The sequence below is a fragment of the Streptomyces sp. NPDC051315 genome (assembly GCF_044455165.1).
Taxonomy (GTDB): Bacteria; Actinomycetota; Actinomycetes; order Streptomycetales; family Streptomycetaceae; genus Streptomyces.
Genome location: NZ_JBITEN010000001.1, coordinates 1 through 18,132, shown reverse-complemented (window position 1 = coordinate 18,132; position 18,132 = coordinate 1). Strand labels below are relative to the sequence as shown.

Below are 18,132 nucleotides of genomic sequence, written 5' to 3'. Positions count from 1 at the left end.
ACGACGACGGGAGAGCCGATGCGTACGCCGCGCCAGCCGTCCCAGCACTCCACGAATGGCCAGAACTGGTCGTTCATGGATGCTCGCCCTGCTGCGCAGGGTATGTACGACCCCCGCAACGAGCACGACGCCTGTGGCGTCGGCTTTGTGGCCACCCTCACCGGCGAGGCGAGCCACACGCTGGTCGAGCAGGCGCTGACCGTTCTGCGCAACCTCGAGCACCGCGGCGCCACCGGCTCCGAGCCGGACTCCGGCGACGGTGCGGGCATCCTCACCCAGGTCCCCGACGCCTTCTTCCGCGAGGTGGCCGGGTTCGAGCTGCCCGAGGCCGGTGCCTACGCCGTCGGTATCGCCTTCCTGCCGGAGGAGACCGCGGCCGAGGCCGTCTCGCAGATCGAGTCGATCGCCGGCGAGGAGGGCCTCACGGTCCTCGGCTGGCGTGAGGTCCCCGTCGCGCCCGAGCTCCTCGGCGCCACCGCGCGTTCGACGATGCCCCTCTTCCGGGAGGTCTTCGTCGCCGACGGCACGAGCAAGGACATCGCCCTCGACCGCAAGGCGTTCGTGCTGCGCAAGCGCGCCGAGCGCGAGGTCGGCGTCTACTTCCCGTCGCTGTCCGCGCGGACCATCGTCTACAAGGGCATGCTGACCACCGGTCAGCTGGAGCCGTTCTTCCCCGACCTGTCCGACCGCCGCTTCGCCTCGGCCGTCGCCCTGGTCCACTCGCGCTTCTCCACGAACACCTTCCCGAGCTGGCCGCTCGCCCACCCGTACCGCTTCGTCGCGCACAACGGTGAGATCAACACCGTCAAGGGCAACCGCAACTGGATGCGCGCCCGCGAGTCGCAGCTCGTCTCCGACCTGTTCGGCACCGACGAGAAGGCCATCGAGCGCATCTTCCCGGTCTGTACGCCGGACGCCTCCGACTCGGCGTCCTTCGACGAGGTGCTCGAACTGCTGCACCTCGGCGGCCGTTCGCTCCCGCACTCCGTGCTGATGATGATCCCGGAGGCGTGGGAGAACCACGACTCCATGGACCCGGCCCGACGCGCCTTCTACCAGTTCCACTCCACGATGATGGAGCCCTGGGACGGCCCGGCCTGCGTCACCTTCACCGACGGCACCCAGGTCGGCGCCGTGCTCGACCGCAACGGCCTGCGCCCCGGCCGCTACTGGGTCACCGACGACGGCCTCGTCGTCCTCGGCTCCGAGGTCGGCGTCCTCGACATCGACCCCGCCAAGGTCGTCCGCAAGGGCCGCCTGCAGCCCGGCAAGATGTTCCTCGTCGACACCGCCGAGCACCGCATCATCGAGGACGACGAGATCAAGGCGCAGCTCGCCGCCGAGAAGCCGTACGCCGAGTGGCTCGAGGCCGGCGAGATCGAGCTGTGCGACCTGCCCGAGCGCGAGCACATCGTGCACACCCACGCCTCGGTCACCCGCCGCCAGCAGACCTTCGGCTACACCGAGGAAGAGCTCCGCGTCATCCTCGCGCCGATGGCCAAGGCCGGCGCCGAGCCGATCGGTTCGATGGGCACCGACTCGCCGATCGCCGCGCTGTCCTCCCGCCCGCGCCTGCTCTTCGACTACTTCACCCAGCTGTTCGCGCAGGTCACCAACCCGCCGCTGGACGCGATCCGCGAGGAGCTGGTCACCTCCCTGCGCTCGTCGCTGGGCCCCGAGGGCAACCTGCTGGAGCCGACCGCCGCGTCGTGCCGGACCGTCACCCTGCCGTTCCCGGTCATCGACAACGACGAACTGGCCAAGCTCATCCACATCAACGCCGACGGCGACATGCCCGGCTTCAAGGCCGCGACCCTGTCCGGCCTGTACCGGGTGCACGGCGGCGGTGACGCCCTCGCCGCGCGCATCGACGAGATCTGCGCCGAGGCCGACGCCGCCATCGACAACGGTGCCCGGCTGATCGTCCTGTCGGACCGCCACTCCGACGCCGAGCACGCGCCGATCCCGTCGCTGCTGCTCACCGCGGCCGTCCACCACCACCTCATCCGCACCAAGCAGCGCACCCAGGTGGGCCTGCTGGTGGAGGCCGGTGACGTCCGCGAGGTCCACCACGTCGCCCTGCTCATCGGCTTCGGCGCCGCCGCCGTCAACCCGTACCTGGCGATGGAGTCCGTCGAGGACCTGGTCCGCGCCGGGACGTTCCTGCCCGGCATCGAGCCCGAGAAGGCCATCCGCAACCTGATCTACGCCCTCGGCAAGGGCGTCCTGAAGGTCATGTCCAAGATGGGCATCTCGACCGTCGCCTCCTACCGCGGCGCCCAGGTCTTCGAGGCCGTCGGCCTCGACGAGGGGTTCGTCAACAAGTACTTCAGCGGTACGGCCACCAAGATCGGCGGCGTCGGCATCGACGTCGTCGCCCAGGAGGTCGCCGCCCGCCACGCCAAGGCGTACCCGGCCAGCGGCATCGCGCCGGCCCACCGCGCGCTGGAGATAGGCGGCGAGTACCAGTGGCGCCGCGAGGGCGAGCCGCACCTGTTCGACCCGGAGACGGTCTTCCGCCTCCAGCACTCCACGCGCACCGGCCGCTACGACATCTTCAAGAAGTACACGGACCGCGTGAACGAGCAGTCCGAGCGCCTCATGACGCTCCGCGGCCTGTTCGGCTTCAAGAGCGAGGACCGTCAGCCGATCTCCATCGACGAGGTCGAGCCGGTCTCCGAGATCGTCAAGCGCTTCTCCACCGGCGCCATGTCGTACGGCTCCATCTCCAAGGAGGCGCACGAGACCCTCGCCATCGCCATGAACCAGCTGGGCGGCAAGTCCAACACCGGTGAGGGCGGCGAGGACCCGGACCGCCTGTACGACCCGGCGCGCCGCAGCGCCATCAAGCAGGTCGCCTCCGGCCGCTTCGGCGTGACCTCGGAGTACCTGGTCAACGCGGACGACATCCAGATCAAGATGGCCCAGGGCGCCAAGCCCGGCGAGGGCGGCCAGCTGCCCGGCCACAAGGTGTACCCCTGGGTCGCCAAGACCCGGCACAGCACCCCCGGCGTCGGCCTGATCTCCCCGCCGCCGCACCACGACATCTACTCCATCGAGGACCTGGCCCAGCTGATCCACGACCTGAAGAACGCGAACCCGCAGGCGCGGATTCACGTGAAGCTGGTCTCCGAGGTCGGTGTCGGCACGGTCGCGGCGGGTGTGTCCAAGGCGCACGCGGACGTCGTGCTCATCTCCGGCCACGACGGCGGTACGGGTGCCTCCCCGCTGACCTCGCTCAAGCACGCGGGCGGCCCCTGGGAGCTCGGCCTCGCCGAGACCCAGCAGACGCTGCTGCTCAACGGCCTGCGCGACCGCATCGTCGTGCAGACCGACGGCCAGCTGAAGACCGGCCGCGACGTGGTCATCGCCGCGCTGCTCGGCGCCGAGGAGTTCGGTTTCGCGACCGCGCCGCTCGTCGTCTCCGGCTGCGTCATGATGCGCGTCTGCCACCTGGACACCTGCCCGGTCGGCATCGCCACCCAGAACCCGACGCTGCGCGACCGGTTCTCCGGCAAGGCCGAGTACGTGGTGAACTTCTTCGAGTTCATCGCGCAGGAGGTCCGCGAGCTCCTCGCCGAGCTGGGCTTCCGCTCGATCGAGGAGGCCGTCGGCCACGCCGAGGTCCTCGACGTCGCGCGCGCCGTCGACCACTGGAAGGCGCAGGGCCTCGACCTGGCTCCGCTGTTCCACGTGCCCGAGCTGCCCGAGGGCGCGGTGCGCCACCAGCTGATCGAGCAGGACCACGGCCTGGAGAAGGCGCTCGACAACGAGCTGATCAAGCTCGCCGCCGACGCCCTGGCCGCCGACTCGGCGACTGACGCCCAGCCGGTGCGCGCCCAGATCTCCATCCGCAACATCAACCGCACGGTCGGCACCATGCTCGGCCACGAGGTGACGAAGAAGTTCGGCGGGGCCGGTCTGCCCGACGACACCATCGACATCACCTTCACCGGCAGCGCGGGCCAGTCCTTCGGCGCCTTCCTGCCGCGCGGTGTCACGCTGCGCCTGGAGGGCGACGCCAACGACTACGTCGGCAAGGGCCTGTCCGGCGGCCGGGTGATCGTCCGTCCCGACCGGGCCGCCGACCACCTCGCCGAGTACTCCACGATCGCGGGCAACACCATCGCGTACGGCGCGACCGGCGGTGAGCTGTTCCTGCGCGGCCGGACCGGCGAGCGGTTCTGCGTCCGCAACTCCGGCGCGACGGTCGTCTCCGAGGGCGTGGGCGACCACGGCTGCGAGTACATGACCGGCGGTCACGCGGTGGTCCTCGGCGAGACGGGCCGCAACTTCGCGGCCGGCATGTCCGGCGGTGTCGCCTACGTGATCGACCTGGACCGCGACAACGTCAACGTCGGCAACCTCGACGCGATCGAGGCGCTGGACGACACGGACAAGCAGTGGCTGCACGACGTGGTGCGCCGCCACGCCGAGGAGACCGGCTCGACGGTCGCCGAGAAGCTCCTCTCCGACTGGGACGCGTCCGTGGCGCGCTTCAGCAAGATCATCCCCAGCACGTACAAGGCAGTGCTCGCCGCCAAGGACGCCGCCGAGCGAGCCGGTCTCTCCGAGACCGAGATCACCGAGAAGATGATGGAGGCGGCGACCAATGGCTGATCCCAAGGGCTTTCTCAACCACGGCCGCGAGGTCGCCAAGTCCCGCCCGGTCGAGGTGCGCCTGAAGGACTGGAACGAGGTCTACGAACCCGGCTCGCTGCTGCCGATCATCAGCAAGCAGGCCAGCCGGTGCATGGACTGCGGCATCCCCTTCTGCCACAACGGCTGTCCGCTGGGGAACCTGATCCCCGAGTGGAACGACTACGCCTACCGCGAGGACTGGGGCGCCGCCTCCGAGCGCCTGCACGCCACGAACAACTTCCCGGAGTTCACCGGGCGGCTGTGCCCGGCGCCCTGCGAGTCGGCGTGCGTGCTGGGCATCAACCAGCCGCCGGTCACCATCAAGAACGTCGAGGTCTCGATCATCGACAAGGCGTGGGAGACCGGGGACGTCGCCCCGCAGATCCCCGAGCGCCTGTCCGGGAAGACGGTCGCGGTCATCGGCTCGGGCCCGGCGGGCCTGGCCGCCGCCCAGCAGCTGACCCGGGCCGGCCACACGGTCGCCGTCTACGAGCGCGCGGACCGCATCGGAGGCCTCCTCCGGTACGGCATCCCCGAGTTCAAGATGGAGAAGCGGCACATCAACCGCCGCATCGAGCAGATGCGCGCGGAGGGCACCCGCTTCCGCACCGGTGTCGAGATCGGCCGCGATCTCAAGGCGACCGACCTGAAGAAGCGGTACGACGCGGTCGTCATCGCCGCCGGCGCGACGACCGCCCGCGACCTGCCGGTGCCGGGCCGCGAGCTCAAGGGCGTCTACCAGGCCATGGAGTACCTGCCCCTGGCCAACAAGGTCCAGGAGGGCGACTTCGTGGCGCCCCCGATCTCGGCCGAGGGCAAGCACGTCGTCGTCATCGGCGGTGGCGACACCGGCGCGGACTGCGTGGGCACCGCCCACCGCCAGGGCGCGGCCTCCGTCACGCAGCTGGAGATCATGCCCCGCCCGAACGACGAGCGGAACCCGGTCTCCCAGCCGTGGCCGACCTTCCCGATGCTGTACAAGGTCACCTCGGCCCACGAGGAGGGCGGCGAGCGGGTCTACTCGGTCTCGACCACCCACTTCGAGGGCGACGAGGACGGCAACGTCCAGTGGCTGCACCTCACCGAGGTGGAGTTCGTCGAGGGCAGGCTGACCCCGAAGCCGGGCACGGAGCGCAAGATCCCCGCCCAGCTGGTGACGCTGGCCATGGGCTTCACCGGTACGGACCGTGAGAACGGCCTGGTGGAGCAGTTCGGCCTGGAGCTCGACGAACGCGGCAACGTCGCCCGCGACGCCGACTTCCAGACCAACGTGCCGGGCGTGTTCGTCGCCGGTGACGCCGGCCGCGGCCAGTCCCTCATCGTGTGGGCGATCGCGGAGGGCCGCTCGGCCGCCCGCGGCGTCGACCGCTTCCTGACCGGCACCAGCGACCTGCCGGCCCCGATCCGGCCGACGGACCGCGCGCTGATGGTCTGACGGTCCCGACGGACCCGTGACCTGACGGTCACCCACAGACGCCCCGTACAACGGCGTACGGGCGGGACGCCCGGGGGGATGCACTCCCCGGGCCTCCCCCCAGACGGCGCCTGCCCCACAGTCCCCGACCGGACGACCGGGCAGGCGCTGTCACATGTCCGGGTGTGGGAGGGTGTGCCCCATGGTCGCGATCAGTCTCAGCAAGGTCCAGGAGACGGCGCCCGCGCTCGTCAGCCTGTACAAGACCGCCGGTGTCTCCCTCACCCAGCACGGCCTGGACGGACTGCGGGCCGCCGTCTACCTCGTGGTCGACTACTCGGGGTCCATGAAGCCGTACTACCAGGACGGCAGTGTGCAGGCGCTCGCCGACCGCGTGCTGGGGCTGTCCGCGCACCTGGACGACGACGGCAGGGTGCCGGTCGTGTTCTTCTCCACGGACGTCGACGCCGTCACCGACATCGCCCTCGCCGACCACCGGGGGCGGATCGAGCGGATCGTGGCGGGCCTCGGCCACATGGGCAGGACCAGCTACCACCTCGCGATGGACGCCGTCATCGACCACTACCTCGACAGCGGTTCCACCGCGCCCGCCCTGGTCGTCTTCCAGACCGACGGCGGCCCGGTCAACAAGCTCGCCGCGGAGCGGTACCTGTGCAAGGCGGCGCGGCTACCGCTGTTCTGGCAGTTCATCGGCTTCGGCGACCCGGGCAGCCGGCAGTTCGACTACCTGCGCAAGCTCGACGAGCTGTCCGTGCCGGACCGGCGCGTCGTCGACAACGCCGGCTTCTTCCATGCCGGTCAGGACCCCCGGAGGGTGCCGGACGCGGAGCTGTACGACCGGCTCGTGGGGGAGTTCCCCACGTGGCTGGTGGCGGCCCGGGCGCAGGGGATCGTCCGGCCGGGCGCGTGACGCGCGGTCAGACGCGGGCGCCGAGCACCTCCGCACGGCACTCGTCGGGGCTGCCCCACGCGGTGCGCAGCGCGCGGGCCCTGGTCAGCCAGAGGGACAGGTCGTACTCCGCCGTGTAGCCGATCGCGCCGTGCAGTTGCAGCGCCGTACGGGCCGTGGTGTACGCGGCTTCGCAGGCGCGGGCCTTCGCGGCGGCCACGTCGGCCGCAGTCATGGTCAGCGCCGCGCCGAGAACCAGGGGGCGCGCGAACTCCAGCGCGATCGTGGCGTCCGCCAGCCGGTGCTTGACCGCCTGGAACGAGCCGGTGGGAACCCCGAACTGCACCCGCCGCAGGACGTGGGCCACGGTCCGGTCGAGGAGCGCGAGCCCCACACCGAGGGCCTGTGCGGCGGTGGCGAGCCGGGCCCAGCGGAGGGCGTGCGGCCAGGGCGGCCGCGCGGTGAGCAGTTCGCCGCCCGCGAGAAGGGGCGCGAGGCGGCGGGCGGGGTCGAGGGAGGGGCGGACCGGTCCGTGGCCGGCGGCCAGGTGGAGGCCGTCGGGGGTGAGGGAGAAGCGGTGGGTCGCCAGGTCCGCGTCCACGGCGTAGGCGTCGCCGTGCGCCAGCGTCGCCATCGCCTCGCCGGCCGCGAGCCCCGGCAGGAACCGTCCGGCGTGCGGCGTCCCGGCGAGCAGCACGGCCGCCGTCACCGTCTCCACGAGGGGTCCCGGCACCGCGTGGCGCCCCAGTTCGACGAAGGCGACGGCGAGTTCCACGGGCCGCGCGCCCGCTCCCCCGTACTCCTCCGGGACCGCCAGGCCGAAGACACCGGCCTCGGCGATACGGGACCACAGCGCGCGGCCGCCCGTGGGGTCGCCGCGGCTCCAGTCCCGTACCGCCGAGGGCGTGTCCGCGGACCTGAGCATCGCGTGCAACGCGCCGGCGAAGGCCCGCTGGTCGGCGTCGAGGAGGAAGCGCATCAGCGGCGTCCCTTCGGCAGGCCGAGCAGGCGTTCGGCGATGAGGTCGCGCTGGATCTCGTTCGCCCCCGCGTAGATGGGGCCGGCGAGGGAGAAGACGTACCCCTGCGACCAGTCGGTGTCCGCCGTCTCGCCGTCCCGGCCCAGCAGGTCCAGGGCCGTCTCGTGCAGCGCGATGTCGTACTCGGACCAGAAGACCTTGTTCAGGCTGGACTCCGGCCCGAGCGCCTCGCCCGCCAGGACGCGGGAGGCGGCGGCGTACGTGAACAGCTGGTAGGCGCGGGCGTCGATCAGGGCGTCGGCGACGCCCCTCCCGGCGCACCGGGGGCTGCCCTGGGCCCGCCACAGGGCGTGGAGACGGCCGGCCGAGGCGAGGAACCGCCCCGGGGAACGGAGGGTGAGCCCGCGCTCGTCGACGGCCGTCGACATCGCGATCCGCCAGCCCTGGCCGGGCTCGCCGATCACGTCCTCGTCGGGCACGAACACCTCGTCCAGGAACACCTCGGCGAACGCCGGCTTCCCGTCGAGCCGGCCGATGGGCCGGACGGTGACGCCGGGGTCCCGCAGGCCGAACATCAGGTACGTCAGGCCCTGGTGGGGCTCGGGCGTGCCGGGCTCGCTGCGGAACAGGCCGAAGGCGCGGTCGGCGAAGGCCGCCCGGGAGGACCAGGTCTTCTGGCCGCTGAGCAGCCAGCCGCCGTCCGTGCGGACCGCCCTGGACCTCAAGGACGCCAGGTCCGAGCCGGCCTCGGGCTCCGACCAGGCCTGCGCCCAGATCACCTCGCCGGTGGCCATGGGCGGCAGGACGCGGGCGCGCTGCTCCTCGGTGCCGTGGCCGAAGAGGGTGGGCGCGAGCAGAGCGACGCCGTTCTGGTTGACGCGTCCGGGGGCTCCGGCCGCGTAGTACTCCTCCTCGAAGAGCAGCCAGCGGACCAGACCCGAGGCCCGGCCGCCGTACCGCGCCGGCCAGTCGACCACCGACCAGCGGTCCGCGGCCAGTTCGGCCTCCCAGCCGCGGTGCGCGGCGAAGCCCTCGGCGGTCTCCAGGGAGGGCAGCGGGGCGGCGGGCACGTGCTCGGCGAGCCAGGCGCGGGCCTCGGCCCGGAACGCCTCGTCCGCGGGGGAGAGCGAGAGGTCCACGGTCACCGTCCTTCGCGGGCGTCCTTCCCTAACAAGTGTTTGGTAGGTTAGCGTGCTGTCATGACAGACGTCGAGGGTCCGGCGTACGTCCCCGGACACGGGCTGCTCAGCGGACGCACCGCCGTCATCACGGCGGCGGCCGGCGCGGGCATCGGCGGGGCCACCGCGCGGCGCTTCCTGGAGGAGGGCGCACGCGTACTGATCAGCGACGCCCACACACGGCGGCTGACGGAGCACCGGGCGGCCCTGGCCCGGGAGTTCGGCGAGGCGTCGGTCACCGCGGCCGCCTGCGACGTCACCGACGAGGCCCAGGTGCGGGCGCTGTTCGACGCGGCCGTACGGGCGCACGGGCGCCTGGACGTCGTCGTCAACAACGCCGGACTCGGCGGCACCGCGACGCTCGTCGACATGACCGACGAGCAGTGGTCCCGGGTCCTGGACGTCACGCTCAACGGGACCTTCCGCTGCACCCGGGCCGCCCTGCGGCACTTCCGCGACCAGGCGCGCGGCGGCGTGATCGTCAACAACGCCTCCGTCGCCGGCTGGCGCGCCCAGACCGGGCAGGCGCACTACGCGGCGGCGAAGGCCGGCGTGATGGCACTGACCCGCTGCGCCGCCGTCGAGGCGGCACCCCACGGCGTACGGGTCAACGCCGTCTCACCGAGCCTCGCCCTGCACCCCCACCTCGCGAAGGTGACGACGCCCGAGCTGCTGGAGGAGCTCACCGCGCGCGAGGCGTTCGGGCGCCACGCCGAGCCCTGGGAGGTGGCCAACGTGATCGTCTTCCTGGCGTCCGGCTACTCCTCGTACATGACCGGCGAGACCGTGTCGGTCAGCAGCCAGCGGGCCTGAGCCGGGGGGCGACAATGTGCGCGTGCCTACGAAGAAGAAACCCCAGGTGACCGCCGCGCCCGCCCGCCGCCGCGAACTCCTCGACACCGCCGCCGAGGTCTTCGCCGAGCAGGGCTACAACGCCACCACCGTGCGCCGGATCGCGGACCACGCGGGCATGCTCGCGGGCAGCCTCTACTACCACTTCGACTCCAAGGAGTCGATGCTCGAGGAGATCCTGCGCACCTTCCTCGACGAGCTCTGGGACGGCTACGACACCGTCCTGGGCGCCGGCCTCGGGCCGCGCGAGACGCTCGAGGCGCTGGTCACCGAGTCGTTCCGGGAGATCGACCGGCACCGCGCCGCCGTCGCGATCTACCAGAAGGAGAGCAGACAGCTGGTGGCGCAGGACCGGTTCGCGTTCCTCGCCGAGTCGCAGCGCCGGTTCGAGCAGGCGTGGCTGTCCACCCTGGAGCGCGGCGTCACCGCCCGCGTCTTCCGGTCCGACCTCGACGTCCGGCTCACCTACCGGTTCGTCCGCGACACCGTCTGGGTCGCCGCCTCCTGGTACCGGCCCGGCGGACAGCACAGCCCGGAGGAGATCGCCCGGCAGTACCTGTCGATGGTGCTGGACGGGATCGCCGTACGTACCTGACCGACTGGGGAGTCGCCATGGCCGAGGCCTACATCGTCGAAGCGGTCCGCACGCCCGTGGGGCGGCGCGGGGGAGGGCTCGCCGGGGTGCACCCCGCCGACCTCGGCGCCCATGTGCTCAAGGAACTGATGGCCCGCACCGGCGTGGACCCGGCCGCCGTCGAGGACGTCGTCCTCGGCTGCCTGGACGCCGTCGGGCCGCAGGCCGGGGACATCGCCCGCACCTGCTGGCTGGCGGCCGGACTGCCCGAGGAGGTGCCCGGCGTGACCGTGGACCGGCAGTGCGGGTCCTCGCAGCAGGCGGTGCACTTCGCCGCGCAGGCCGTGCTCTCCGGCACGCAGGACCTGGTCGTCGCCGGCGGCGTGCAGAACATGTCGCAGATCCCGATCGCCTTCGCCACCCGGCAGGCCGCCGAGCCGCTCGGCCTCACCCAGGGCCCCTTCGCTGGCAGCGAGGGCTGGCGGGCCCGCTACGGAGACCGCCCCGTCAACCAGTTCGCCGGCGCCGAGATGATCGCCGCCACGTGGGGCATCAGCCGGCCGGACCAGGAGGAGTACGCGCTGCGCTCCCACGAGCGGGCGGTCCGCGCGATGGACGAGGGCCGCTTCGAACGGGAGACCGTGCCCTACGGCGACGTCACCGTCGACGAGGGGCCGCGCCGGGACACCTCCCTGGCGAAGATGGCCGCGCTCAGGCCGGTCCTCGACGGCGGCACGATCACCGCCGCCTGCTCCTCGCAGGTCTCCGACGGCGCCGCAGCCCTGCTGCTGGCCTCCGAGGACGCCGTCCGCGCGCACGGGCTGCGCCCCCGGGCCCGCGTGCACCACCTCTGCGTGCGCGGCGAGGACCCGATCCGCATGCTGACGGCCCCCATCCCCGCCACCGCCCACGCCCTGAGGAAGACCGGCCTGACGATCGACGACATCGACCTCGTCGAGATCAACGAGGCGTTCGCGCCGGTCGTCCTGGCCTGGCTGAAGGAGACCGGCGCGGACCCCGCCAGGGTCAACACCAACGGCGGCGCTATCGCCCTCGGCCACCCCCTCGGCGCCACCGGCGCCCGGCTGATGACCACCCTGCTGCACGAACTGGAGCGCACCGGCGGCCGGTTCGGCCTCCAGACCATGTGCGAGGGCGGCGGACAGGCCAACGTGACGATCATCGAGCGGGTCTGACGCGAGCACCGGCCGCAGCCGCGCGGTGTCCTGCTCGCAGCGGCTCCTGCGCCCCGAGGGACCGTAAGGTGCCCTCCGCCTCCCGCACGATCCGCTCCACCAGTTCCGCGCACGACGGCAGGTCGTCGATCACCCCGGCGACCTGCCCCGACGCCATCACCCCCAGATCCGTGCGGCCGTCCACCATCGCCGACCTCAGCAGCATCGGCGTGTTCGCCGCGAGCAGCACCTGACTCCAGGACAGCTCCTTGCCGTGCCGCATGGCGAGCCCGTCGCGCACCATCCGGCGCCAGGTGAGGCCGGACAGCCTCCGCAAGCCGGACGCGTGGCGCAGCGCCCGGACGAGCGCCCCGGCCCGCCCGGTCCGCTCCAGGGAGTCGACGAAGTCCGTGCGCAGCATGCGGTGCGGCAGACCGTCCACCGCCCGTGTCACCGTCACGTCCCGTACCGTCGCCGCCAGGTACCGCGCCTTCACCGCGTCCGGCACCGTCGAGTCCGACGTCAGCAGGAACCGGGTGCCCATGGCGACCCCCGCCGCCCCGTACGCCAGCGCCGCGACCAGGCCCCGCCCGTCGAAGAACCCGCCCGCCGCCACGACCGGAACGTCCACGGCGTCCACCACCTGCGGCAGCAGCACCGTCGTCGCCACCTCACCGGTGTGCCCGCCCCCCTCCCCGCCCTGCACGAGCACCGCGTCCGCCCCCCACGCGGCGACCTTCTCCGCATGCCGGCGCGCGCCGACGGAGGGGATGACGACGACGCCCGCCGCCTTCAGTTCGGCGATCAGCTCGCGGGAGGGGGCGAGCGCGAAGGACGCGACCCGCACCCCCTCGTCGATGATGACCCGGACCCGGTCACCGGCGTCGCCCGCGTCCGCGCGGAGATTCACCCCGAACGGCGCGTCGGTACGGGACCTCACCTCCCGCACCGCCTCGCGCAGCCGGTCGACGGTCATGGTCGCCGACGCCAGCACGCCCAGCGCGCCCGCGTTCGCCGCCGCCGACACCAGACGGGGGCCCGCCACCCACCCCATCCCGGTCTGCACGATCGGGTGGCGGACCCCGACCAGCCGGGTGAGCGCGGTCTCCATCAGTGCGGCACCTCGCGGGCCCGGGTGCCGTGCGGATCGAGCACCTCGCGGATCAGCCGCAGCTCCTGCGCCGTCGGTCCGCGGGTGCACGGCACCTCGTCCGGGACGGTGAGCGCGAACCCCGTCGCCTCCCGTACCCGCTCCACCGTCACTCCCGGATGCAGCGACGCCAGCCGCAGCGAGCGGTCGGGCGTGGCGAAGTCCAGGACACACAGGTCGGTGACGACCCGCACGAGACGGTGGTGGCGGGCGCCGCCGGCCCGGTCGTAGCCCACTCCGCACACCATGTCGACCCGCTCGACGAAGACCCGCCGGGAGTGCTTCGGGACCCAGTAACTCGTCGGGTGGTTCAGGGTGTTGACGGGCGCGCCGCGCACCCCGAGCAGCTGCCGTCTCGGCTGCGCCCAGTCGCCGATGCAGGAGATGTTCTGGTTGCCGTACCGGTCGAGCTGGCTCGCGCCCATCATCACGTGGCGCCGCCCGCCGGCCGCCAGGGCCAGGTGCTGCCGGTACGGCAGCCAGCCCTCCACGGCGCCGTCCGCGTCCACCAGCATCGCCTCGCCGTCGGTCAGCAGCAGCTCCGGCGCGAAGGTACGCCGGGCGAGCCGCGCACCGATGGACGGGACCAGCCCCATCGGACTCGCCAGGACCTCGCCCGCGCCCCGCCAGGCCTCGGCGCAGGCGATCACGCAGTACTCGGCCCGGGTGGGCGGCGGGAGAGGGGCGGGTGCGGGGGCGCCCACCCCGTGGCGGTCGACGTCGGTCACGGCCGCTCCCCGTGCCAGGTCCGCACGGCCGCCCGGTACCCCTGCTCGCCCCCGCCGTCCAGGAACCGGCCGGTGAACTCCGCCCACGGCAGGCGCGCGTACTCCCGCTGGAACACCTCGTCCCGCCCGTAGTCGGGCGCGCAGGACGTGAAGTGCGCGCCGTGCGGTGTCTCGATCACGCCCGTCACCGTGTGCCGCTTGATCAGCAGCGTCTGCGGCGCGGCCTCCTTCGTCAGCTCGGCCGTGTCCACGATCCGCTCGCAGGAGACGTAGGCCGCGTCGGCCGCCTCGCAGAACAGGTCGTCGAAGTAGGGGTCCGGACCGAGGTACTGCCCGTTGCCCCGCCGGTCGGCCCGCCCCACGTGCACCAGCGCCGCGTCCAGCCGCAGGGCGGGCATCGCGACGAACGTCTCCCCGTCCTCGTACGGCGAGGTCACCGTGCGCAGGCCGGGGTTGACCCGCATCACGTCCGATCCGAGCCCGGCGCGCACGGGCAGGAAGGGCAACCGGTGGGCGGCCGCGCGCAGCCCCCACAGGAACATCGCCTCGTCGACCTCCGTCAGCTCCAGGGCGCCCCGCTCGCGTGCCGCCCGGTAGTGCGGTTCGAGCGGGATCGAGTCGAGGGTGACGAAGGCGGTGACCAGTTCGCGGATCCGGCCGGCGGCCGCGAGCATGCCCACGTCCGGGCCGCCGCACGAGACGACCGTGAGGTCGGTGACGGCGGAACGCAGCAGGGCCCGCACCAGCGCCATCGGCTTGCGGCGCGAGCCCCAGCCGCCGATGCCGAGGGTCATCCCGCTCTCCAGCCGCGAGACCACCTCGTCGGCGGTCATCGTCTTGTCCCTCATCCGGCGCTCTCCCTCCCGAACCCGTCACGGATCCGGTCCGCCACCCCGGTGACGCTCGCCTCGTAGGTGAAACCCTGCTCGAAGCGGTAGCTGCGGCGCACGTCGACCGGGTCGATGCCGTTGAGCGCGGCCTTGGCCAGCCGCAGCAGCTCACCGTCCTTGGCGGCGATCTCGCGGGCCAGCTCCCGCGCGGCCGACGCGAGCCCGTCACGCGGGACGACCCGCCACACCGACCCGTGCCGGTGCAGCTCCGCCGCCGTGACCGTGCGCGAGGTGAAGTACAGGGCGCGCATCAGGTGCTGGGGGACCAGCCGGGCCAGGTGCGTGGCGGCGCCCAGCGCCCCCCGGTCCAGCTCGGGCAGGCCGAAGACGGCGTCCTCGCTCGCCACGATCACGTCCGCGTTCCCCACCAGGCCGACGCCCCCGCCCAAGCAGAAGCCCTGCACCGCCGCCACCACGGGCACCTCGCACTCGTACACCGCCGAGAACGCCGCGAAGCAGCCCCGGTTGGCGGCGGCCAGCGCGGCCCGCCCCCGCCTCTGGATCTCCTTGATGTCCACGCCCGCGTTGAACCCCCGCCCCTCGGCCGCCAGCACCACGCACCGGACCTCCGGATCACGGCCGGCCGCGCGCACGGCGTCGGCCAGCGCGAACCAGCCGTCCGCGGGCAGCGCGTTCACCGGCGGGAAGTCGACGGTGACGACGGACATCCCCTTTTCCGGGGACGAGGTGGAGACACCCATGGAAGCATCAGCTACCTTTCCACCAAACGTTTGTTAGACGAAGGGTAGCGGCGAATGAAGCCGAACGGGAGGGTCGTGGTCGTCACCGGCGGCACCCGGGGCGTCGGCGCCGGCATCGCACGGGCCTTCGCCGAGACCGGCGCCCAGGTCCTGGTCTGCGCCCGCCGCCCGCCGGACGCCCCCGTGCCCAGAACGCGGTTCCAGCCGCTGGACGTCCGCGACGCCGACGCCGTACGGCACTTCTTCACCGCGCTGCCCCGCCTCGACGTCCTCGTCAACAACGCGGGCGGCGCCCCCCACCGCCCCCTCGCCCACGCCGACGCCGAACGGCACCTGCGCGTCCTGGAACTCAACCTCCTCGCCCCGCTGACCGTCTCCCTCGCCGCCCACGACCACCTGCGCCGCAGCCGGGGCTCGGTCGTGATGATCGGCAGCGTCAGCGGCAGCCGCCCCTCGCCCGGCACGGCCGCCTACGGAGCGGCCAAGGCGGGACTGGAGAACCTCGCCCGCTCGATGGCCGTGGAATGGGCGCCGGACGTCCGCGTCAACACCCTCGTCGTCGGCATGGTCCGCACCGAGCGGTCCCCCCTCCACTACGGCGACGACGACGGCATCGCCGCCGTCTCCCGCACCGTCCCGCTCGGTCGCCTCGCCGAACCCTCCGACGTCGGCGCCGCGGCCGTCTTCCTCGCCTCGCGAGCCGCCGCCTACATCACCGGAGCGAGCCTGCTCGTCCACGGCGGCGGCGAACGACCCGCGTTCCTGGACGCGGCAACCGCCAACAGGGAGAACTGAGATGAGCGCACTCTGCGCGGAACGGGTCGTCGCCGTCACCGGCGCCGGCCGCGGCCTCGGCCGCTCCCACGCCCTCGCCTTCGCCGCCGAGGGCGCCCGCGTCGTCGTCAACGACCTCGGCGTCGGCCTCGACGGCACCCCCCACCCCGACACCCCGGCCGCCCGCGTCGCCGAGGAGATCCGCCGCGCGGGCGGCGAGGCGGTGGCACACACCGACGACATCACCACACCCGAGGGCGCCGCCTCCCTCGTGACCACCGCACTGCGCACGTACGGCCGGCTCGACACCCTCGTCAACAACGCCGGCTTCCTGCGCGACCGCATGCTGGTCAACCTCACCGACGACGACTGGGACGCCGTCGTACGCGTCCACCTCAGGGGCCACTTCCTCCCCCTCCGGCACGCCGCCGCGCACTGGCGGGCCGAGACCAAGGCAGGCCGCACCCCCACCGCCCGCGTCGTCAACACCAGCAGCGGCGCCGGACTGCTGGGCTCGCTCGGACAGGCCAACTACAGCGCCGCGAAGGCCGGCATCGTCGCCCTGACCCTCGTCGCGGCCGCCGAACTGGCCCGCTACGGCGTCCAGGTCAACGCGATCGCCCCGGCCGCCCGCACCCGCATGACCGAACACACCTTCGCCGAGACCATGGCCGCCCCCGCCACCGGCTTCGACCCGATGGCCCCCGACAACGTCTCCCCCCTCGTCGTCTGGCTCGGCTCCCCGGCGAGCACCGGCGTCACCGGCCGGGTCTTCGAGGCGGAGGGCGGCCGCATCACGGTCATGGAGGGCTGGCGCCCGGGCCCCACCGCCGACGAGGCAGCCCGCCGGACCCCGGCGCAAGCCGGCGAGACCGCACGCAGGCTCCTCGCCGAGGCCGAGCCGCCGGCACCGGTCCACGGGGCCTGAGCCGCCTACGTGTCACACTCCAGCACCGTCCTGCACAGCGCACACCGCGCCCGCACCCGCCCCCGCACCGGCACCCCGATCCGCTGATGACAGGTCGGACACGGAAACGTGACCCGCAGCGGCCCCCGGGCGTCCGGCACGAACGCGTACACGGCGTCCGCCACGGGCCGGCGGTCCTGCGCATGACGGCGATCCCGGAAGTAGCGCCGCCGGCCGGCCCATCCCGCTGCCGTCAACGGCGGCTGCTGCTCATCGAGCCGGGCCCGGTCCCGCCCCCGCACATACGCCGTGTACGCCTGCGGACTGGTGAACCACACCGACGGATCCTCACCGAACAGCACCGCTCGCTTGGCCAGCACGTACCCGAACTCCTCCGGAGTCAGATACCCCAGCTTCTGCGACGAGTCCGCGTCCTCCCGGTAGGCGTCGAGCAGCAGCCACCCCGCGCCCAGATACGTCGTCGCCGTGTCCGTCAGGATCTCGTTGTCGCGCGTGCCCGGGAACGACAGATCCAGCCGGTGCAGGAACACATGCGTGATCTCGTGCGCCAGAGCCGCCCCGATGTCCCGCCGATGCCTACGGAACCGGTCGTTCAGCTCCACGAAGTACTCCGGCCCCGCCGCCAGTTCGACGTTCGCCGCGTGCTCCATCTCGCGGAAGCCGACGACCAGCCGGGCATCCGGCAGCCGGAAGTGCCGCACCAGCTCCCGCGCCACCCGCTGCGCCCCCAAGTGAAGATCGTCGGTGTCGCAGAACGCCACGTCGACCGGCGCCACGCTGGTGTCGAACAGACGGACGGTGTCGTAGGACAACCGCCGGTAGAGCGCCGTGATGGCGCCCCGCACCGTCTCCAGATGCGGATACCCGTGTTCCACCGCTCCACCGCTGCCCACGCCCGCACCCCCAAGACGCCCGCGAACCCGCTACCCACTGTACGAGCCCCCGCAGAAGACCCGCCCCCCAAAGCCGGCCGACACGAGCGCCCCGCACCGGCAGGACGGCGGAAGCACTCGGCGCGCCCTCGAACGCTCCCGCACCCGCGAGACGGCGAAAGCGGTCGGGCTTGCCCCGAACGGTCCCGCACCCGCGAGACGGCGGGAGCGGTCCGTGGCGGCGCGGCCCGTACCCGCGAGACGGCGGGAGCGGGGGGGGGGGGGGGGGGGGGGGGGGGGGGGGGGGGGGGGGGGGGGGGGGGGGGGGGGGGGGGGGGGGGGGGGGGGGGGGGGGGGGGGGGGGGG

At 73.0% G+C, this 18,132-nt stretch carries 15 protein-coding genes; 8 read left to right on the top strand and 7 right to left on the bottom strand.

All coding sequences use genetic code 11. The features are described 5' to 3' along the window. The first annotated feature begins 18 nt into the window (after positions 1 to 18). The 3 genes from gltB (at position 19) to ACIBBD_RS00065 (ending at position 6,986) form a co-directional block, all read left to right on the top strand. Positions 19 to 4,620, top strand: a complete 4,602-nt coding sequence (gltB, locus tag ACIBBD_RS00075) for a glutamate synthase large subunit (RefSeq protein ID WP_399416945.1) — start codon at positions 19 to 21, stop codon at positions 4,618 to 4,620. Further along, positions 4,613 to 6,076, top strand: coding sequence for a glutamate synthase subunit beta (locus tag ACIBBD_RS00070; protein ID WP_399416944.1), 1,464 nt, complete (start codon positions 4,613 to 4,615; stop codon positions 6,074 to 6,076). Before gltB ends, ACIBBD_RS00070 begins: the two co-directional genes overlap by 8 nt. Before the next feature lie 181 nt (positions 6,077 to 6,257). Beyond that, positions 6,258 to 6,986, top strand: a complete 729-nt coding sequence (locus tag ACIBBD_RS00065) for a vWA domain-containing protein (RefSeq protein ID WP_399416943.1) — start codon at positions 6,258 to 6,260, stop codon at positions 6,984 to 6,986. Positions 6,987 to 6,993: 7 nt separating this feature from the next. Here ACIBBD_RS00065 and ACIBBD_RS00060 read toward each other — a convergent pair whose 3' ends face one another. Together ACIBBD_RS00060 and ACIBBD_RS00055 are read right to left on the bottom strand one after the other, a co-directional pair. Further along, on the bottom strand, positions 6,994 to 7,944 hold the full coding sequence (locus tag ACIBBD_RS00060) for an acyl-CoA dehydrogenase family protein (protein ID WP_399416942.1): 951 nt from the start codon (positions 7,942 to 7,944) through the stop codon (positions 6,994 to 6,996). Beyond that, the gene (locus ACIBBD_RS00055; RefSeq protein WP_399416941.1) at positions 7,944 to 9,083 is read right to left on the bottom strand and encodes an acyl-CoA dehydrogenase family protein; all 1,140 of its coding nucleotides are present in this window, start codon (positions 9,081 to 9,083) and stop codon (positions 7,944 to 7,946) included. The genes ACIBBD_RS00060 and ACIBBD_RS00055 overlap by 1 nt, the downstream gene beginning before the upstream one ends. Before the next feature lie 60 nt (positions 9,084 to 9,143). Between ACIBBD_RS00055 and ACIBBD_RS00050 the strand changes: the two genes are divergently transcribed. From ACIBBD_RS00050 to ACIBBD_RS00040, 3 genes are read left to right on the top strand one after another with little or no spacing between them, the layout of a single operon-like run. After that, a complete protein-coding gene (locus ACIBBD_RS00050; protein WP_399416940.1) occupies positions 9,144 to 9,935 on the top strand; it encodes an SDR family oxidoreductase in 792 nt (263 codons plus the stop codon). Positions 9,936 to 9,957: 22 nt separating this feature from the next. After that, positions 9,958 to 10,569: a TetR/AcrR family transcriptional regulator gene (locus tag ACIBBD_RS00045; RefSeq protein WP_399416939.1), complete on the top strand. Its 612-nt coding sequence runs from the start codon at positions 9,958 to 9,960 to the stop codon at positions 10,567 to 10,569. Positions 10,570 to 10,586: 17 nt separating this feature from the next. After that, the gene (locus ACIBBD_RS00040; RefSeq protein ID WP_399416938.1) at positions 10,587 to 11,744 is read left to right on the top strand and encodes an acetyl-CoA C-acetyltransferase; all 1,158 of its coding nucleotides are present in this window, start codon (positions 10,587 to 10,589) and stop codon (positions 11,742 to 11,744) included. Here ACIBBD_RS00040 and ACIBBD_RS00035 read toward each other — a convergent pair. From ACIBBD_RS00035 to ACIBBD_RS00020, 4 genes are read right to left on the bottom strand one after another with little or no spacing between them, the layout of a single operon-like run. Beyond that, a complete protein-coding gene (locus ACIBBD_RS00035; RefSeq protein ID WP_399416937.1) occupies positions 11,728 to 12,834 on the bottom strand; it encodes an NAD(P)H-dependent flavin oxidoreductase in 1,107 nt (368 codons plus the stop codon). The two genes, ACIBBD_RS00040 and ACIBBD_RS00035, sit on opposite strands and share 17 nt — an antisense overlap. After that, complete coding sequence (locus ACIBBD_RS00030; protein WP_399416936.1) at positions 12,834 to 13,601, bottom strand: CoA-transferase subunit beta; 768 nt, start codon at positions 13,599 to 13,601, stop codon at positions 12,834 to 12,836. Before ACIBBD_RS00030 ends, ACIBBD_RS00035 begins: the two co-directional genes overlap by 1 nt. After that, positions 13,598 to 14,449, bottom strand: coding sequence for a CoA transferase subunit A (locus ACIBBD_RS00025; protein ID WP_399416935.1), 852 nt, complete (start codon positions 14,447 to 14,449; stop codon positions 13,598 to 13,600). The genes ACIBBD_RS00030 and ACIBBD_RS00025 overlap by 4 nt, the downstream gene beginning before the upstream one ends. After that, positions 14,446 to 15,192: an enoyl-CoA hydratase family protein gene (locus ACIBBD_RS00020; protein WP_399416934.1), complete on the bottom strand. Its 747-nt coding sequence runs from the start codon at positions 15,190 to 15,192 to the stop codon at positions 14,446 to 14,448. Before ACIBBD_RS00020 ends, ACIBBD_RS00025 begins: the two co-directional genes overlap by 4 nt. Positions 15,193 to 15,246: 54 nt before the next feature. On the opposite strand from ACIBBD_RS00020, the gene ACIBBD_RS00015 reads away from it, so the two are divergent. Next, on the top strand, positions 15,247 to 15,987 hold the full coding sequence (locus ACIBBD_RS00015; protein WP_399416933.1) for an SDR family oxidoreductase: 741 nt from the start codon (positions 15,247 to 15,249) through the stop codon (positions 15,985 to 15,987). A 1-nt stretch (position 15,988) separates the two neighbouring features. Then, positions 15,989 to 16,894, top strand: a complete 906-nt coding sequence (locus ACIBBD_RS00010; protein WP_399416932.1) for an SDR family oxidoreductase — start codon at positions 15,989 to 15,991, stop codon at positions 16,892 to 16,894. 5 nt (positions 16,895 to 16,899) lie between these two features. On the opposite strand, the gene ACIBBD_RS00005 is transcribed toward ACIBBD_RS00010, so the two are convergent. Beyond that, positions 16,900 to 17,787 (bottom strand): hypothetical protein, encoded by an 888-nt coding sequence (locus ACIBBD_RS00005; protein WP_399416931.1) that lies wholly within the window; start codon positions 17,785 to 17,787, stop codon positions 16,900 to 16,902. Positions 17,788 to 18,132: the final 345 nt, after the last annotated feature.